Annotated in this window: 14 protein-coding genes; 10 read left to right on the plus strand and 4 right to left on the minus strand. The window is 70.7% G+C overall.

What is annotated here, in order from left to right:
- The first annotated feature begins 21 nt into the window (after nucleotides 1-21).
- From AWB89_RS01070 to AWB89_RS01090, 5 genes are read left to right on the plus strand one after another with little or no spacing between them, the layout of a single operon-like run.
- The gene (locus AWB89_RS01070) at nucleotides 22-2814 is read left to right on the plus strand and encodes a sensor histidine kinase (protein WP_085171209.1); all 2793 of its coding nucleotides are present in this window, start codon (nucleotides 22-24) and stop codon (nucleotides 2812-2814) included.
- Nucleotides 2811-3212, plus strand: coding sequence for a serine protease inhibitor (locus AWB89_RS01075; RefSeq protein WP_085096284.1), 402 nt, complete (start codon nucleotides 2811-2813; stop codon nucleotides 3210-3212). Before AWB89_RS01070 ends, AWB89_RS01075 begins: the two co-directional genes overlap by 4 nt.
- Nucleotides 3213-3218: 6 nt before the next feature.
- Nucleotides 3219-3593: a DUF742 domain-containing protein gene (locus AWB89_RS01080; RefSeq protein WP_085096282.1), complete on the plus strand. Its 375-nt coding sequence runs from the start codon at nucleotides 3219-3221 to the stop codon at nucleotides 3591-3593.
- Nucleotides 3574-4158: a GTP-binding protein gene (locus tag AWB89_RS01085; protein WP_085171191.1), complete on the plus strand. Its 585-nt coding sequence runs from the start codon at nucleotides 3574-3576 to the stop codon at nucleotides 4156-4158. Before AWB89_RS01080 ends, AWB89_RS01085 begins: the two co-directional genes overlap by 20 nt.
- Nucleotides 4159-4165: 7 nt before the next feature.
- Complete coding sequence (locus AWB89_RS01090) at nucleotides 4166-4720, plus strand: pentapeptide repeat-containing protein (RefSeq protein WP_085171192.1); 555 nt, start codon at nucleotides 4166-4168, stop codon at nucleotides 4718-4720.
- On the opposite strand, the gene AWB89_RS01095 is transcribed toward AWB89_RS01090, so the two are convergent.
- Genes AWB89_RS01095 through AWB89_RS01105 form a run of 3 tightly spaced genes read right to left on the minus strand, consistent with a single transcriptional unit; the run spans nucleotide 4717 to nucleotide 11146 of the window.
- Entirely contained in the window at nucleotides 4717-7215 is a 2499-nt protein-coding gene (locus AWB89_RS01095) for an ATP-binding cassette domain-containing protein (RefSeq protein WP_085171193.1), read from the minus strand. The two genes, AWB89_RS01090 and AWB89_RS01095, sit on opposite strands and share 4 nt — an antisense overlap.
- The gene (locus AWB89_RS01100) at nucleotides 7212-9899 is read right to left on the minus strand and encodes an FHA domain-containing protein (protein WP_085096274.1); all 2688 of its coding nucleotides are present in this window, start codon (nucleotides 9897-9899) and stop codon (nucleotides 7212-7214) included. The genes AWB89_RS01095 and AWB89_RS01100 overlap by 4 nt, the downstream gene beginning before the upstream one ends.
- A gap of 29 nt (nucleotides 9900-9928) precedes the next feature.
- Nucleotides 9929-11146 (minus strand): NADH:flavin oxidoreductase, encoded by a 1218-nt coding sequence (locus AWB89_RS01105; RefSeq protein ID WP_085171194.1) that lies wholly within the window; start codon nucleotides 11144-11146, stop codon nucleotides 9929-9931.
- A 39-nt stretch (nucleotides 11147-11185) separates the two neighbouring features.
- Here AWB89_RS01105 and AWB89_RS01110 point away from each other — a divergent pair, with 39 nt between their 5' ends.
- Nucleotides 11186-12034, plus strand: coding sequence for a bifunctional methylenetetrahydrofolate dehydrogenase/methenyltetrahydrofolate cyclohydrolase (locus tag AWB89_RS01110; protein WP_085171195.1), 849 nt, complete (start codon nucleotides 11186-11188; stop codon nucleotides 12032-12034).
- Nucleotides 12035-12037: 3 nt separating this feature from the next.
- A complete protein-coding gene (locus AWB89_RS01115; RefSeq protein ID WP_085096268.1) occupies nucleotides 12038-12313 on the plus strand; it encodes a DUF3017 domain-containing protein in 276 nt (91 codons plus the stop codon).
- Nucleotides 12314-12325: 12 nt separating this feature from the next.
- Here AWB89_RS01115 and AWB89_RS01120 read toward each other — a convergent pair whose 3' ends face one another.
- On the minus strand, nucleotides 12326-12805 hold the full coding sequence (locus AWB89_RS01120; protein WP_085096266.1) for a DUF732 domain-containing protein: 480 nt from the start codon (nucleotides 12803-12805) through the stop codon (nucleotides 12326-12328).
- A gap of 282 nt (nucleotides 12806-13087) precedes the next feature.
- Between AWB89_RS01120 and AWB89_RS01125 the strand changes: the two genes are divergently transcribed.
- The 3 genes from AWB89_RS01125 to AWB89_RS01135 all read left to right on the plus strand — a co-directional run.
- On the plus strand, nucleotides 13088-14521 hold the full coding sequence (locus AWB89_RS01125) for an FAD-dependent oxidoreductase (RefSeq protein WP_193791098.1): 1434 nt from the start codon (nucleotides 13088-13090) through the stop codon (nucleotides 14519-14521).
- Nucleotides 14521-14700, plus strand: coding sequence for a hypothetical protein (locus tag AWB89_RS26820; protein ID WP_085243959.1), 180 nt, complete (start codon nucleotides 14521-14523; stop codon nucleotides 14698-14700). The genes AWB89_RS01125 and AWB89_RS26820 overlap by 1 nt, the downstream gene beginning before the upstream one ends.
- A 151-nt stretch (nucleotides 14701-14851) precedes the next feature.
- Nucleotides 14852-16011: HNH endonuclease signature motif containing protein (locus AWB89_RS01135; RefSeq protein ID WP_085171197.1), on the plus strand; the 1160-nt coding region annotated here is incomplete at its 3' end.

Consider the following 16011-nt stretch of genomic DNA (forward strand, 5'->3'; position numbering starts at 1 on the left):
CGCGGCCGCACGCACGTGACCATGTTCACCCGCCCGGCCCACGCGGCCGAGGCGGCCACACCCGAGTTCGACGACGCCCCGGCTCCCGGCGCGGCGCGGGCCAAACGCCCGCCGGCCTGGTCGCCGAGCAACTGGCCCGTCCGCTACAAGGTCCTGGCGATCGTGCTGGTCCCGCTGATTTTGGCGACGGCGTTCGGCGGGATGCGCATCAAGGACGCGATGGCCAGCGCCGGCGGCCTCAAGCTCGCCGCCGCGCGCGCCGACGTGCTGCCGGCGATCACCAAGTACATGTCGGCGCTCGATGTCGCGCTGCTGGCCAGCTCCACCGGGCGCGACGTCGACGGCGCCCGGAAAAACTACGACGCGCGCAAGCACGAGCTGCAACAGCGGCTGGCGGACACCGACGTCACCCCCGACGTCCGGTCCGGGTTGGGCACCCTGCTGAACGGCGGGCAGGGGCTGCTGGACAAGGTGGCCGACAACAGCATCGGTTTGCGGGACCGGGTCACCACCTACGCCCCGCTCCTGCTGACCGCCGAGGACGTCATCAACGCGTCGGTGCGCGTGAGCAACGAGCGGATCCGCGCCGAGGCGCAGGGCCTGAGCCGCGCCGTCGGCGCCCGCGGGCAGATGACGATGCAGGAGATCCTGGTGACCCGCGGGTCCGACCTGCCCGAGCCGCAGCTGCGGACCTCGATGATGGCCCTGGCCGGCACCGAGCCGTCGACGCTATTCGGCATGAGCGAGGTGCTGCGCGCCGGCTCGCCCGAGGCCAAGACGCTGCAGCAGCAAATGGTCACCCGGATGGCGATCATGTCGGACCCGGCCAGCGTGCTCGTCGACAACCCCGAGCTGCTGCGCTCGATCCAGACCACCGACGGCATCGCCGAACAGGTCGTCAGCGACGCCACGGCGTCCGTCACCAAGTCGGTGCAGGCCGAGGCGAACGATCGCCGCACCTCCGCGATCCGGGACACCGTGCTGGTGCTGGCCGCCATCGTGATCGCCCTGCTGGTCGTGTTGCTGGTGGCGCGCGCGCTGGTGCGGCCGCTGCGCGTCCTGCGCGACGGCGCGCTCAGGGTCGCCCACCGCGACCTCGAGGACGAGGTGGCCCGCGTCAAGGCCGGCGGCGCCGAACCCATCCCGCAGCCGCTGCCGGTGTACACCACCGAGGAGATCGGCCAGGTGGCCCACGCGGTCGACGAGCTGCACACGCAGGCCCTGCTGCTGGCCGGCGACGAGGCGCGGCTGCGGCTGCTGGTCAACGACATGTTCGAGACGATGTCGCGGCGCAACCGCTCGCTGGTCGACCAGCAGCTCACGCTGATCGACCGGCTGGAGCGCAACGAGGAGGATCCCGAGCGCCTCGACAGCCTGTTCCGGCTGGACCACCTGGCGGCGCGGCTGCGCCGCAACAGCGCCAACCTGCTGGTGCTCGCGGGCGCGCAGCTGGCGCGCGACCAGCGCGAGCCCGTGCCGCTGACGACGGTGATCAACGCCGCAGTGTCCGAGGTCGAGGACTACCGGCGGGTCGAGCTGACCGGCCTGCCCGACTGCATGCTGGCCGGCGCGGCGGCCGGCGGCGCCATTCACCTGTTCGCCGAGCTGATCGACAACGCCCTGCGTTATTCGCCGCCCACCACGACCGTCCGGGTGTCGGCTGCGCGCGGCGGCGACGGCGGCGTCATGCTGCGGATCTCCGACTCCGGCCTGGGCATGAACGACGCCGACCGGCGCATGGCCAACATGCGGCTGCACGCCGGCGGCGACGTCACCCCCGACAACGCCCGCCACATGGGCCTGTTCGTCGTGGGCCGCATCGCCGCCCGGCACGGCATCCGGGTCGGGCTGCGCGGCCCGGCGGCCGACGAGGCGGGCGCCGGCACCACCGCCGAGGTCTACCTCCCGCCGACGGTGCTCGCGGGGGCGGACCAGCCGGCCGAGCCGCGGGGCCGGGCCGGCGCCGTGGCGTCGCCGAGCACCCAACTCGCCAATGCCATCGCCACGACCGACCCCGGGGGCGAGCCCGCGCACCAGCCGGCGAACCAGAACGGCGCCGAGGCGACGGGCCCGTCGGTCACGCTGCTGCCGCGGCGCAACCCCGGTTCCAGCGGCATCGCGGACGTCTCGGCGGCCCCTCCCGAACCTCCCGAGGCGCCCGCCGCGCAGCTGCCCCGGCGACACCGCCGCGAGCTGCCCACCCCGTGGTGGGAGGCCGGGCAACAGGCCGAGCCGCAGCCGGACCAGCCGGAGCGGCCGGACCGGCCGGAGCGGCCGGACCAGCCGCCGGCCAGACCCGCGGTGGCGTCGGACACGTCGGCGTTCTTCGCCGCGCGTTCCCAGACCAACCAGGGCGGCGGCGACGCGCCGGCGGCCCCGTCGATACCGACGATTCCCAAGGCCCCCACCGCTCCCCAGGCCCCGGCCGACGACGATGTCATCTACCGTCGGATGCTGGCGGAGATGCTGGGCGACCCGCACGACCTGGTGAACAGCCCGGACCTGGATTGGCAGTCGGTGTGGGACCGCGGCTGGTCGCTGGCCGCCGCGGCCGAGGACAAGCCCGTCGAGGCGCAAACCGAGCACGGGCTGCCGGTCCGCAAGCCGGGCGCCCGGCTGGTGCCGGGCACGGCCAACGGGGCCGGCGGCACCGAGGACGACGAGCAGGACGCGGACCAGGGCTCGCTGGTCGGGTCCCACGCCGCGGCGCGGGATCCCGAGGCGGTGCGGGCCTCGTTCAGCAGCCATTTCGGTGGCGTGCGCACGGGACGGTCGCACGCCCGCGAGACGAGTGAAGGATCTGATCAGGAATGACGTCTGCTGGCAACTCGCTGGACTGGCTGGTGACGAAGTTCGCCCGCGAGGTCCCCGGGGTGGCGCACGCGCTGCTGGTGTCGGTCGACGGGCTGCCCGTCGCCGCCAGCGAGCACCTGCCGCGGGAACGCGCCGATCAGCTGGCCGCGGTCGCGTCGGGGCTGGCCAGCCTGGCGACCGGCGCCGCGCAGCTGTTCGAGGGCGGCCAGGTGCTGCAGTCGGTGGTCGAGATGCAGAACGGCTACCTGTTGCTGATGCGGGTCGGCGACGGCTCGCATCTGGCCACGCTGGCCGTGACGTCCTGCGACATCGGCCAGATCGGCTACGAGATGGCGATCCTCGTCGAACGGGTGGGCGGTGTGGTGCAGTCCAGCCGCCGGTCCGCCACGCACTCGTGAGTCGCGATGGACAGACGCGAACCCTGGCCAGCCTCCCGTGAGGCGAACCTGGTCCGTCCGTACACGCTGACGTCGGGCCGGACCGACACCAACGTCGACCTTCCGCTGGAAGCGCCGGTGCAGACGCTGCAGGCCGGCCTGGCCCACCGGTGGCCGCCCAACGATGCGAGAGGCAAAATCATCCAACTGTGCGTGGAAAGCCCGTCTGTCGCGGAAATTTCGGCCCGGCTGGATTTACCGGTCGGTGTCGCGCGCGTCCTGGTCGGCGATCTCGTGCTGTCCGGCTACCTTCGGGTGCATAGAACGCTGACCGAGCGCTCCAGCCGCGATGAGCGCCATGAACTCATAGGAAGGACACTGCGTGGTCTTCGAGCACTCTGACGCGCACCCCGCCAGCGGACACGCTTCGACGAAGATCGTCGTCGCGGGCGGGTTCGGTGTCGGCAAGACCACGTTCGTCGGGGCCGTCTCGGAGATCATGCCGTTGCGCACCGAGGCGATGCTGACCGACGCGTCGACCGGCGTCGACGCGCTCGAGGCCACCCCGGACAAGAAGACCACCACGGTCGCGATGGACTTCGGCCGCATCACCCTGGACGAGGAGCTGGTGCTCTACCTGTTCGGGACCCCGGGTCAGCGCCGCTTCTGGTTCATGTGGGACGACCTGGTGCGCGGCGCGATCGGCGCGATCGTCCTGGTCGACTGCCGGCGCCTGCAGGACAGCTTCGCCGCGGTCGACTTCTTCGAGCACCGCAACCTGCCGTTTCTGATCGCGGTCAACGAATTCGACGGCGCCCCACGCTATCCCGTCGAGGCGGTGCGCGAGGCGCTGACGCTGCCCCGGCACATCCCGGTGATCACGGTCGACGCCCGCGACCGCCGCTCGGCGAGGGACGCGCTCATCGCCGTCAGCGAGTACGCCCTGCAAACCCTGGCCGCGAGCTGACCCCGCGTTGCAGCACTGGGTCGACCGCGAGTTCACCGGCACGGACTTTCGCGACGACGACCTCAGCCGGCTGCGCACCGAGCGGACGGTGTTCAGCGACTGCGACTTCAGCGGCGTCAACCTGGCCGAGTCGCACCACCGCGGGTCGGCCTTTCGCAACTGCACCTTCGAACGAACTTTGCTGTGGCACAGCATGTTTGCGCAGTGCAGCATGCTGGGCTCGGTCTTCGTGGGATGCCGGATGCGCCCGATGACCTTCGACGAGGTGGATTTCACGCTGGCGGTGCTCGGCGGCAACGACCTGCGCGGGCTCGACCTGAGCGGGTGCCGGCTGCGGGAGACCAGCCTGGTGGAGGCCGACCTGCGCAAGGCCGTGCTGCGCGGCGCCGACCTGTCCGGCGTGCGGACGACGGGCACCCGGATGGACGACGCCGACCTGCGGGGCGCCACCGTGGACCCGTCGGTGTGGCGCAGCGCGTCGCTGGCGGGCGCGCGCGTCGACGTCGGCCAGGCGGTGGCGTTCGCGCTGGCGCACGGGTTGCGCCTGGACGCGCAGGATTAGCGCCTGAGCCGGATGCGCCACCGCACGATCGCGGCATAGAGCACCGACAGCGCGACGAGCATCCCCATGTCGAGCAGCCACGCGGCGGGCGTGTGCGCCCAGTGGCTGTCCTGCTGCACCAGCGAACCGGGCACCAGCAGCCGCACATTGACCGTGGACGCCGACGCCGCGTAGCCCCAGCGGGAGGGCAGCAGCCAGGACAGCTGGTCGAGAAAGATCCGGCCGGTCACCGGGACCATGCCGCCGGCGAGCACCAGCTGCAGCATCAGCGACACCACCAGCAGCGGCATGATCTGCTCGCTGGAGCGCGCGAGCGACGACAGCACCAACCCGAGCACCGCGGAGGCCACACACATCGCGGCGATCGTCACGAACAGCTCGAAGCTCGGGTTGCCGAGCAGCACCGCCGGCTGCGTCGGCGCGCCCTTGCCCACCAGCACGATGACCGTCACGATGGCGGCCTGCACGACCGCGAACACGCAGAACACCGCCAGCTTCGCGGCCAGGTAGGCGCCCGTCGACAGGCCCACCGCCTGTTCGCGCCGGAAGATGGCCCGCTCGCCGATCAGGTCGCGGATCGTCAGCGCGGTGCCCATGAAGACGGCGGCGACCGACGTCAAGGTCAGGATCTGCGCGGATTCGTCGGGTGTGCCGCTGGTCGGAGAGGCGATGCCGAACCCGGTGTTGCCCGGGACGGTCAGCGACAGCGCGCCCAGGACGAAGGGCAACAGCGCCAGGAACACGAAGTAGGCGCGGTCGGAAACCACCAGCCGGACCTGCCGCCGCGCGATCGTGGAGAACTGGTGGCGCACGCTGGTGTGCGCCGGGGCGCCGAGGTCGGCCGGGGCCGACTCCACCGGTGGCGGGGGCTTGTTCTGGGCCAGGAAGCGGCGGTTGGCCTCGTCCGGGTCGGCGCCCACCTTCGCGAAGATCTGGGCCCAGTTGGTGGTGCCCATCGCGCCGCCGATCTGGTCCGGCGGGCCCAGGTAGGCGGTCTTGCCGCCGGGCGCCATCAGCAGCACCTGGTCGCAGACGTCGAGATAGGTCAGCGAGTGGGTGACCACCAGCACCACGCGGCCGGCGTCGGCGAGCTGGCGCAGCATCGTCATCACCTGCAGGTCCAGCGCCGGGTCCAGGCCGGAGGTGGGCTCGTCGAGGATCAGCAGCGACGGCCCGGTGAGCAGCTCGAGCGCGACCGAGGCCCGCTTGCGCTGGCCGCCGGACAGCTTGTCGACGCGGGTGTCGCCGTGCTTGGTCAAGCCCAGCTCGTCGAGCACCTGGGCGACGACCTGCGCGCGGTCGGCCTTGCTGGTGTCCGGCGGCAGCCGCAGTTCGGCGGCGTAGCCCAGCGCCTGGTTGACCGTCAACTGGCGGTGCACCACGTCGTCCTGGGGGACCATCCCGATCCTGGTGCGCAGCGACCCGTACTCGGTGTGGATGTTGTGCCCCTCGAACGTGACCGAGCCGGTGGTCGGCGTGGCGTACCCGGCGATCAGCCGCGACAGCGTGGTCTTGCCGGCGCCGGACCCGCCGATGATCGCGGTCAGGGTGCCGGGCCTGGCGGTCAGCGAGACGCGTTCCAGCAGGTTCTTGTCGCCGATGCTGAAGTTGACCTCGCGCACCTCCAGGCCGCCGGTGCGGGCCGCCACCTCCTGGCGGCGCACCAGGATGCCGCCCGTGAACACCAGGTCGACGTTGCCGATCGTGACGACGTCGCCCTCGGCGAGCACCGCGGACCCCACCCGGATCCCGTTGACGAAGGTGCCGTTGATGCTGTGGGCGTCGCGGATCTCGGTGCCGACGGGGGTCGCCGTCAAGAACGCGTGGTGGCGCGAGGCCAGCACGTCGTGGACGACGACGTCGTTGTCGAGCGAGCGCCCGATCCAGGCGGCGCCGGTGACCGGGGCCTCGAGCTTGCCGGACCCCAGCGCCTTGACCTTGGTGGTCGGAAACTCGGCGATCTCGCCGCTCACGCCGATCTGGGTGGGCGGGTTCTCCTCCTGCGCTGCCGGGGAGGCCGGCCCGCCCGGCGGGATGATCGGAATGGCGTCGGTGCGCGGCGTTTCGTCGCGCGAGGGCGCCGGCGGCCGCGGCGCGGGGCCGCGGGGACGCACCGGCAGGGGGCCGCTGGGCGCCACGATCGTCGGGAGCGTCTCCGTCGGCGGCAACAGCCCGACGGTGCCCTGGTGCTGCCCGACGTGGAACGTGATCAGCGGCCCGTCGGGCTTGCCGATGTTGACGCTCTGCCCGTCCTGGATGTCGACCGCGGGCACCCGCTGGCCGTTGAGAAAGACCCCGTTCAGCGAATGGTTGTCGACGGCGACCCACCGGCCCTTGTCGAAGCGCAGCAGCAGGTGCGCGCGGGCGACCAGCGGGTGCGCCACGCGCAGATCGGCGCGCACGTCGCTGCCGACGACCACGTCGCGGCCCGGCGCGAAGTTACCTTCCCACCGCTGAGACCGCACCGTCAGCACTGGCTGCGCGGGCTGAGTCATCGACGCGCGAATCGTTTCCTTGACTTGGCAGCGGCGAGGGTCGGCACGTGCCGCTTCAGCCGGATCTTCCAATACACGATGGCGCTGTAGAACACGCACAACGCCAGGAGCATCCCGACATCGAACAGCCAGGCGCTCGCCTTGTGGTCGAAGTGCTGGTCCTTCGGGTCGGTCGGACCGACGACCAGGCGGTGGGTGTCGATCGTCGACGCCGCCGAGGCGTAGCCCCACCGGGCCGGCGTGAACCACGACAACTGGTCGAGCACGGGACGGTTGGTCACCCAGATCAAACCGCCGCAGAACACCAGCTGAGACATGATGGCCACCACGAGGAACGGCATGATCTGGTCCTGGGACTTGGCGATCGCCGACAGCGCCATTCCCAACAGCGCCGAGGCCACGCACGTCAGGGCGACGTCGAAGAACAGCTCGAAGCTGACGTTGCCCAGCATCACGGCCTTGGCGATGGGCTGGCCCCAGCCGATCACCGAGATCAACGTCGCGATGCCCGCCTGCATGATCGCAAACACGCTGAACACCGCGATCTTGGCGGCCAGGTACGAGGCGGTCGACAGGCCGACGGCCTGCTCACGCTTGAAGATGGGACGCTCGCCGACGAGGTCGCGGATGGTCAGCGCGGTCCCCATGAACACGGCGCCCACGGTGAGCATGACCAGGATCTGGTCGGCCTGGTTGGGCGAGTTGCTCGCCGGGTCGCCCATGCCGTACCCGGTCTTGCCGCGGACGGTCAGGGTGAGCACACCGATCAGGAACGGCAGCAGCGCCAGGAACACCGTGTAGCCCCGGTCGGAGATGACCAGGCGCACCTGGCGGCGCGCGACCGTGGAGAACTGGCGCAGCACGTCGGTGTGCACCGGTTCGCCCAAGTCGCCGGGGCTGGACTCGGACGGGGCCACCATTTCCGGCGGCCGGTTCTCGGCCAGGAAGCGGCGGTTGGCCTCGTCGGGGTCGGCGCCCACCTTGGCGAAGATGTCGGCCCAGTTGGTGGTGCCCATGGCCGCGCCGATCTGGCTGGGCGGCCCCAGGAACGCGGTCTTGCCGCCGGGCGCCACCAGCAGCAGCTGATCGCAGACGTCCAGGTAGGCCACCGAGTGGGTGACCACCAGCACCACGCGCCCGGCGTCGGCGAGCTGGCGCAGCATCATCATCACCTGACGGTCCAGCGCCGGGTCCAGGCCGGTGGTGGGCTCGTCGAGGATCAGCAGCGACGGCCCGGTGAGCAGCTCGAGCGCCACCGACGCGCGCTTGCGCTGCCCGCCGGAGAGCTTGTCGACGCGGGTGTCGGCGTGCTTGGTCAGCTCCAGTTCCTCGAGGACCTGGGCGACGACCTGTTCGCGGTCGGCCTTGCTGGTGTCCGGGGGCAGCCGCAGCTCGGCGGCGTAACCGAGGGCCTGGCTGACGGTCAGCTGGCGGTGCACGACGTCGTCCTGCGGGACCATCCCGATCCGGCTGCGCATGGACGCGTACTCGGCGTGGATGTTGTGGCCCTCGAAGGTCACCGAGCCCGAGGTCGGGCTGGTGTAGCCGGCGATCAGCCGCGACAGCGTGGTCTTGCCGGCGCCGGACCCACCGATGATGGCGGTCAGCGTCCCGGGGCGGGCGGTCAGCGAGATGTGGTCGAGCAGCTGCTTGCCGTGGTCGACCTCGAAGCAGACGCCGTTGACCTCCAGGCCGCCGGTGCGCGTGGCGGCCTCGGTGCGACGGACCAGCGTGTCGCGGGTGAAGACCAGGTCGACGTTGCCGATGGTGACCACGTCGCCCTCGGTCAGCACCGCCGAGCCGACGCGCACCCCGTTGACGAAGGTCCCGTTGACGCTGTGCGCGTCGCGGATCTCGGTGCCCAGCGGGGTCTGGGTCAAAAACGCGTGGTGGCGCGAGGCCAGGACGTCCTGGATGACGATGTCGTTGTCGGTGGCGCGGCCGATCGTGACCGCGCCGCTCGGCTTCGGCATCGCGCCGGAGCGGCCGGGCATCAGCGCCTGGAACATCTTGGTCGCCAGGTTGGCGACCTCCGGCGGCTTGGCCAGGTTCGCCGACATCTCGGTCTGCGGGGCCGCCGGCGCGGACATCTGCGGGTGCGGCTGGAAATTGGGTGGCGGCGGCGCGCTGGGCGGGTACGCGGGGGGCCGCCCGCCGCTCGGGGGGTACGCCGGCGGCGGCGGGCCCGGGTGCGGCCGCCGCGTCGAGGGCTGGGCCCAGTTGGGTGTGCGGCCGGGCGGCCCGGGCGGGGGAGGAGCGGGCGGCGCGGCGACGGGCGCGCCGGGCGGCTGCGAGGCCGCCCACGCCGTTCCCGCGTGGGCCGCCACCGGTATGCCCATCGATTCGGTGCGGGGCGGGCGCCCGGCCATCCCTTGGTGGCGACCCACCTCGAAGGTCAGCTGCGGCCCGTCGGGATTGCCGATGTTGAGGGTTTGGCCGTCGTGGATGTCCACCACCGGCACGCGGCGGCCGTTGACGAACGTCCCGTTGAGCGAGCCGTTGTCGATCGCCAGCCAGCGGCCTTGATCGAAGCGCAGCAACAAATGGGCTCGCGAGATCAGCGGGTGCGTGATGCGCATGTCGGCGCGCAGGTCGCGTCCGACCACCACGTCGTGGCCCGCCGCGAACGTGCGCTCCGACCCGTCATGGCGAACGGTCAGCGCTGGCGGGGCTGGTGCACTCATCGCCACAACTGTAGCGGGTGCAGCTGTTTTCACCCCGTGGGCTGAGTGACCGAGTCCGGGGCGCCGGTGACCACGCAGCGGGTGCGGGTGTAGATCGTCGGCATGCAGCGATTGCAGTGCGTGCACGCCGAATGCACGGTGTGGGCGGCGCCGTCGGCCGCGATCCGATTGATCAGGTCCGGCTCGGCCAGCAGCGCCCGGCCCATCGCGACGAAATCGAATCCCTCCGCCATCGCGAGGTCCATCGTCTCCCGGTTGGTGATGCCGCCGAGCAGGATCAGCGGCATCGTGAGCTCGGCGCGGAACAGCTTGGCGTCGCGCAATAAATAGGCCTCGCGGTAGGGGTACTCGCGCAGGAATTTCTTGCCCGTCATCCGCATGCCCCAGCGCAGCGGCGGCTTGAAGGCGCCGGCGAATTCCTTGAGCGGCGCGTCGCCGCGGAACAGGTACATCGGGTTGACCAGCGAGCTGCCCGCGGTGAGCTCGATCGCGTCCAGCCCGCCGTCGTCCTGCAGCCACTTGGCGGTGGTCAGCGACTCCTCGGTACTGATGCCGCCGCGCACCCCGTCGGACATGTTGAGCTTGGCGGTGACCGCGATCGGCGTGCCCTCCTTTTCCACCGCGCGCCGCACGGCCATGACGATCCCGCGGGCGACCTTGGCCCGGTTCTCCAGCGACCCGCCGAATTCATCGGTGCGGCGGTTGATCAGCGGAGACAGGAACGCGCTCGCCAGATAGTTGTGGCCCAAATGTATTTCGACCGCGTCGAAGCCGGCTTCGATCGCGAGCCGGACCGCGTTGACATGCCCTTCGATGACGTCGTCGATGTCGTCGCGGGTGGCTTTCTTGGCGAAGCGCATCCCGATCGGGTTGAAGAACCGCACCGGCGCCAGGGCGGTGGCCTTGTTGGACTTGGCGTTGGCGACAGGACCGGCATGCCCGATCTGCGCGCTCACCGCGGCGCCCTCGGCGTGGATGGTGTCGGTGAGCCGCCGGAACCCCGGCACCACCTCCGGGCGCATCCAGATCCCGTTGCCCTCCGTGCGGCCGCCGGGGGAGACCGCGCAGTAGGCGACGGTCGTCATCCCGACCCCGCCGGCCGCCGGCAGGCGGTGGTATTCGATCAGGTCGTCGCTCACCAGGGCGTTGGGCGTGCGCGCCTCGAAGGTGGCGGATTTGATGGTGCGGTTACGCAGCGTGATCGGGCCCAGCTTGGCCGGCGACAGCACGTCTGGAGGGGTAGACATGCCAGGAGGCTACCTCTGCGGCATGCCAGACTGTGAGGCGTGGGCGCAATCACGCTGGACGGCAAGGCCACCCGGGACGAAATCTTCGTCGACCTCAAGCAACGAGTCGCCGCGCTGACGGCGTCGGGCCGCACGCCCGGGCTGGGCACCATCCTGGTCGGCGACGACCCGGGATCGCAGGCCTACGTCCGCGGCAAGCACGCGGACTGCGCCAAGGTCGGCATCACGTCGATCCGCCGCGACCTGCCCGCCGACATCAGCACCGCCCAGCTCAACGACACGATCGACGAACTCAACGCCAACCCGGAGTGCACCGGCTACATCGTGCAGCTGCCGCTGCCCAAGCACCTCGACGAGAACGCGGCGCTCGAGCGCGTCGACCCCGGCAAGGACGCCGACGGCCTGCACCCCACCAACCTGGGCCGCCTGGTGCTGATGGAGCGGGCCCCGCTGCCCTGCACGCCGCGCGGCATCGTGCACCTGCTGCGGCGCTACGACGTCGAGATCGCCGGGGCGCACGTGGTCATCATCGGCCGCGGCGTGACGGTCGGCCGCCCGCTGGGGCTGCTGCTGACCCGACGCTCCGAGAACGCCACGGTCACGTTGTGCCACACCGGAACTCGCGACCTGGCCGCCCTGACCAGGCAGGCCGACATCATCGTGGCCGCCGTCGGCGTGCCGCACATGCTGACCGCCGACATGGTGCGTCCGGGCGCCGCCGTCGTCGACGTGGGCGTCAGCCGCACCGAGAGCGGCCTGGTCGGCGACGTGCATCCGGACGTGTGGGAGGTGGCCGGCCACGTGTCGCCGAATCCCGGGGGCGTCGGCCCGCTCACCCGCGCGTTCCTGTTGACCAACGTCGTCGAACTGGCCGAGGGACGGCAATAACCGGTGCGCGCGACGCTGCGGGCGCAATGGCCGATCGTGTTGGTCGGCCTGATCTTCGCCGCGGCATTTGTGTTGGCGGGGGCCAACTTCTGGCGTCGAGGGGCGCTGCTGATCGGCATCGGGGTGGGCGTCGCGGCGATCCTGCGGTTGGTGTTGTCCGAGGACCGGGCCGGCCTGCTGGTGGTGCGCGGCAAGGGAACCGACTTCATCACGACCGCGACCGTCGCGGCGGCGATGGTCTATATCGCCTCGACCATCGACCCGTTGGGGACGCGCTAGCTAGGCAGCCGGCTAGGCGCCGGGCATGCCCGGGATTTGATGGATGCCCGGGATGCCGCCGGGAAGGCCGCCGGCGAGTCCCGGCAGGCCCCCGGGAATGCCGGCGGTCGGGTTGCCGCTGGCGATGTTGGCCATCTCCTGGGGGCAGTACATCTGGATGGCGATGGTGGTGAACATCTTGGCCATCCCCGGTGACATGCCGCGGTTGGTGACGCTCGCCGCGGCGGCGGCGAAGTTGCCCCCGGGCTGCGCGAGCATCGGGCAGATGGACTCGCCCACTTTCATCGCGTTCCCCGGCTCGCCGAAGTCGATGCCGGCGTGGTTCAGCGCGTCGATGAAGGCGTCGTCGGTCGAGGGGTCCGCCTCGGCCGGTGCGGCGAACGCCGCGGCCACGGTGAGGAGGCCGGCGGCACCGGCCAGAAGGCGAATGGTCAGGGGCTGGTGACGAAACAGCCAAATCCACCGCTGAGTTCCCGCCGCCAGTGCCCTCATGCCAGCCTCCCCACTTGTCGAGGAATGCTCTTGGGGCACTCCAGTCACTTAGGGAACTCTGGTCTATGACTGTCACGTTTACAACACGGTGCGATAAAGCTTTGCACAATAAGCGTTTTGTAAGGGCGTGGTGCGCCTGACGTGGCTTATTGGGGCGAAAGGCCCCCGCGTCGGCGCCGGCGGATCGAGGCCACACTGTGACCTGACACTCGCGGCGGGGCCGGATTTTCGGGTGCCGATTGGACCAGAATCCGGCTCATGACGACGAATCGCAGCCGTCCGCTGGACCATGAGATTTCGCGCCAGAGCTTTCTTCGCGGGGCCGTCGGCATGTTGGCGACCGGGGCGGTGTTCGGCACCGCGCGGGCGGCCGCCGACCCCACCGCAGGCTGGGGCGGCCTGGCCTCCTCGATCGGCGGGAGCGTCGCGCTGCCCGCCAATGGCGCCCAATTCTCTTCGGGCAAACAGGTTTTCAATTCGTTCTACAACAACTCCAATCCGGCGGCGGTCGTCACGGTGTCGTCGCAGTCGGACGTGCAGAAGGCCGTCTCGTTCGCGACGGCGAACGGGCTCAAGATTGCCCCGCGTGGGGGCGGGCACTCGTACATCGGCGCGTCGAGCGCCAACGGCGCGATGGTGATCGACCTGCGCAAGCTGCCCGGTGGGGTGAACGTCGACGGCGCCGGCAACGCCACCGTCACGCCGGCCACCACCGTGTATGCGGTGCACCAAGCGTTGGCCGCTTCGGGGCGCGCGATTCCCACGGCGACGTACCCGACCATCGGGATCGCGGGGCTGGCCCTCGGCGGCGGGGTGGGGGCCGACTGCCGCCACGCCGGCCTGACCTGCGACGCGCTGCAGTCGGCCACGGTGGTGCTGCCGAGCGGAGACGTGGTCACCGCGTCGGCCAACGACCACCCGGATCTGTTCTGGGCGCTGCGCGGTGGCGGCGGGGGCAATTTCGGGGTGACGACGTCGATGACGTTCGCGACGTTCCCGACCGCTGACAACGACGTCGTGCGGCTCGACTTCCCGCCGGCGTCGGCGGTGCAGGTGCTGGTCGGCTGGCAGTCCTGGTTGAGCGCGGCGGACCGAAACACCTGGGGGATAGTCGATCTCTCGGTCGGCAACCAGCCGAACTGCCATGTGCTGGCCACCTGCCCCGCGGGCGCCGGGCCCGGCGTCGTCGACGCCATCAAATCCGCCGTGGGCGTCGCCCCGACCGCGGTGGTGAACAAGACGCTGAGCCACATGGACCTGGTGACCTACCTGGCCGGCGGCAGCTCGACGGGCTCGCCCGTCGGGTTCGTGGCGGGCTCCGACGTGATCTCCACGCTGAATTCCGCTGCGGCCAAGGCCATTGCGACGGCGATCGGGCAGTGGCCGGCATCCGGCGGCAAAGCGTCGCTGCTCGTCGACCCGCTGGACGGCGCCGCCGGCGACGTGGCGCCCGGCGACACCGCCTTCCCGTGGCGCAAGCAGTCGGCGCTGTTGCAGTGGTACGTCGAGCCCGCCGCCAACCAGGTGCCCGCCGCCACCCAGTGGCTGAACTCCGCACACCAAGCGGTGCAACAGTTTTCGGTCGGCGGGTACGTCAACTACCTGGAGGCGAACAGCTCGGCGGCGCGCTACTTCGGCTCGAATCTGTCGCAGCTGACGACCGTGCGGCAGAAGTACGATCCGAACCGGGTGATGTACTCGGGGCTGAATTTCTGATGGAAGCGCCCGCCGAGCTCGCGCGCGTCCGCTATCTCGTCGACGACGTGCGGGCGGCCGGTGTGAGTTTCCGCAACGACGTCCTCAGCGGCCCGGGCGGGCAGCAGGTCCTGCTGCTGGATCCCGCCGCCAACTTCGTGGAGCTGTTCCAGCCCGCGGCAGCAGTCGACACGCGCTGACGATGAGCCTGGGCGGGCCACTTTCGTTTCATTGGCCCCAGTGATTCGTGAGTGTTGCACCACGGCGGCGCGTCCAAATCACTTGCGCCACTGTGGTTTCAGTGGTCCCAAGGGGGGCGTTTTTGTCGGTGGGTGTTCGTAGGTTGGGGGCATGGGTGCGAGCAGTCGTGAGGAGATCGTCGAAGTCTTCGACGCGCTCGATCACGCTGTGGACCGGTTGTGCGCGTTGTCCTTTGAGGTGTTCACCACCCCGGAACGGTTACGCGCCCTGGAGCGCCTCGAAAAGGTGGCTCGCCGGCTGCGCGCACCCCAGCACGGGTTGATCAACCAACTCGAGGCACAAGCCAGCAAGGCCGAGTTGGGCGGCACGCTGCGCTCGGCGCTGGCCGACCGGTTACGCATCACCAAATCCGAGGCCGGCCGGCGCGTCGACGAGGCCGAGGACCTCGGTGAGCGCCGCGCACTGACCGGAGAGCCGTTACCGCCGCACCTGGGCGCGACTGCCGCCGGCCAACGCCAGGGGCTCATCGGTGACGGGCACATCAAGGTGATCCGCAGCTTCTTCACCCAACTGCCCGCCCACGTCGACGTATTCACCCGCGCGCACGCCGAAGCCGACCTGGCCGGCAAAGCCCGCGACTATCGCCCCGATGAGTTAGCCCAATACGCCCAACGCCTCATGGCCCTGTTGCACCCCGACGGGGACTTCAGCGACGCTGAGCGGGCCCGCCAGCGCGGCATCACCCTCGGCGCGCAGCAATTCGATGGGATGTCACCCATCAGCGGGCTGATCACCCCGGAGCTGCGGGCCGCCGTCGAAGCCCTGCTGGCCAAGCTGGGCGCCCCGGGTGCATGTAACCCCGACGATGAGACACCCGTGGTCGATGCGGCGCCCGACGACGACGCCGTGCGCCGCGACAACCGATCCGGGGCCCAGCGCAACCACGACGCATTCCTGGCCGGGCTGCGTGGGCTGTTCGCCTCCGGGAAGCTGGGTCGACACAACGGGCTGCCGGTGTCGATCATCGTGACCACCACCCTGCAGGATTTGGAGGCCGCCGCCGGCAAAGCGCTGACCGCCGGGGGCACCCTGGTCCCGATGTCCGATGTGATCCGCTGGGCCGGCCACGCCCACCACTACCTGGCGGTCTTCGACAACGCCAAATCACTGGCGCTCTACAGCACCAAACGGATCGCCTCACCCGCGCAACGCATCATGCTCTACGGCCGCGATCGCGGCTGCACCAAACCCGGCTGCGACGCCCCCGCCTACCACAGCCAGGTCCACCACATCAAAGGCTGGACCACCAC

The sequence above is a fragment of the Mycobacterium paraense genome (assembly GCF_002101815.1).
GTDB classification, from domain to species: Bacteria; Actinomycetota; Actinomycetes; order Mycobacteriales; family Mycobacteriaceae; genus Mycobacterium; species Mycobacterium paraense.

Bases quoted from the DNA above. Each gene is read 5' to 3' on its own strand.
- AWB89_RS01095 (WP_085171193.1), bottom strand. From the start codon at position 7,215: ATGACTCAGCCCGCGCAGCCAGTGCTGACGGTGCGGTCTCAGCGGTGG.
- AWB89_RS01075 (WP_085096284.1), top strand. From the start codon at position 2,811: ATGACGTCTGCTGGCAACTCGCTGGACTGGCTGGTGACGAAGTTCGCC.
- AWB89_RS01105 (WP_085171194.1), bottom strand. From the start codon at position 11,146: ATGTCTACCCCTCCAGACGTGCTGTCGCCGGCCAAGCTGGGCCCGATC.
- AWB89_RS01120 (WP_085096266.1), bottom strand. From the start codon at position 12,805: ATGAGGGCACTGGCGGCGGGAACTCAGCGGTGGATTTGGCTGTTTCGT.
- AWB89_RS01080 (WP_085096282.1), top strand. From the start codon at position 3,219: ATGGACAGACGCGAACCCTGGCCAGCCTCCCGTGAGGCGAACCTGGTC.
- AWB89_RS26820 (WP_085243959.1), top strand. From the start codon at position 14,521: ATGGAAGCGCCCGCCGAGCTCGCGCGCGTCCGCTATCTCGTCGACGAC.
- AWB89_RS01070 (WP_085171209.1), top strand. From the start codon at position 22: ATGTTCACCCGCCCGGCCCACGCGGCCGAGGCGGCCACACCCGAGTTC.
- AWB89_RS01100 (WP_085096274.1), bottom strand. From the start codon at position 9,899: ATGAGTGCACCAGCCCCGCCAGCGCTGACCGTTCGCCATGACGGGTCG.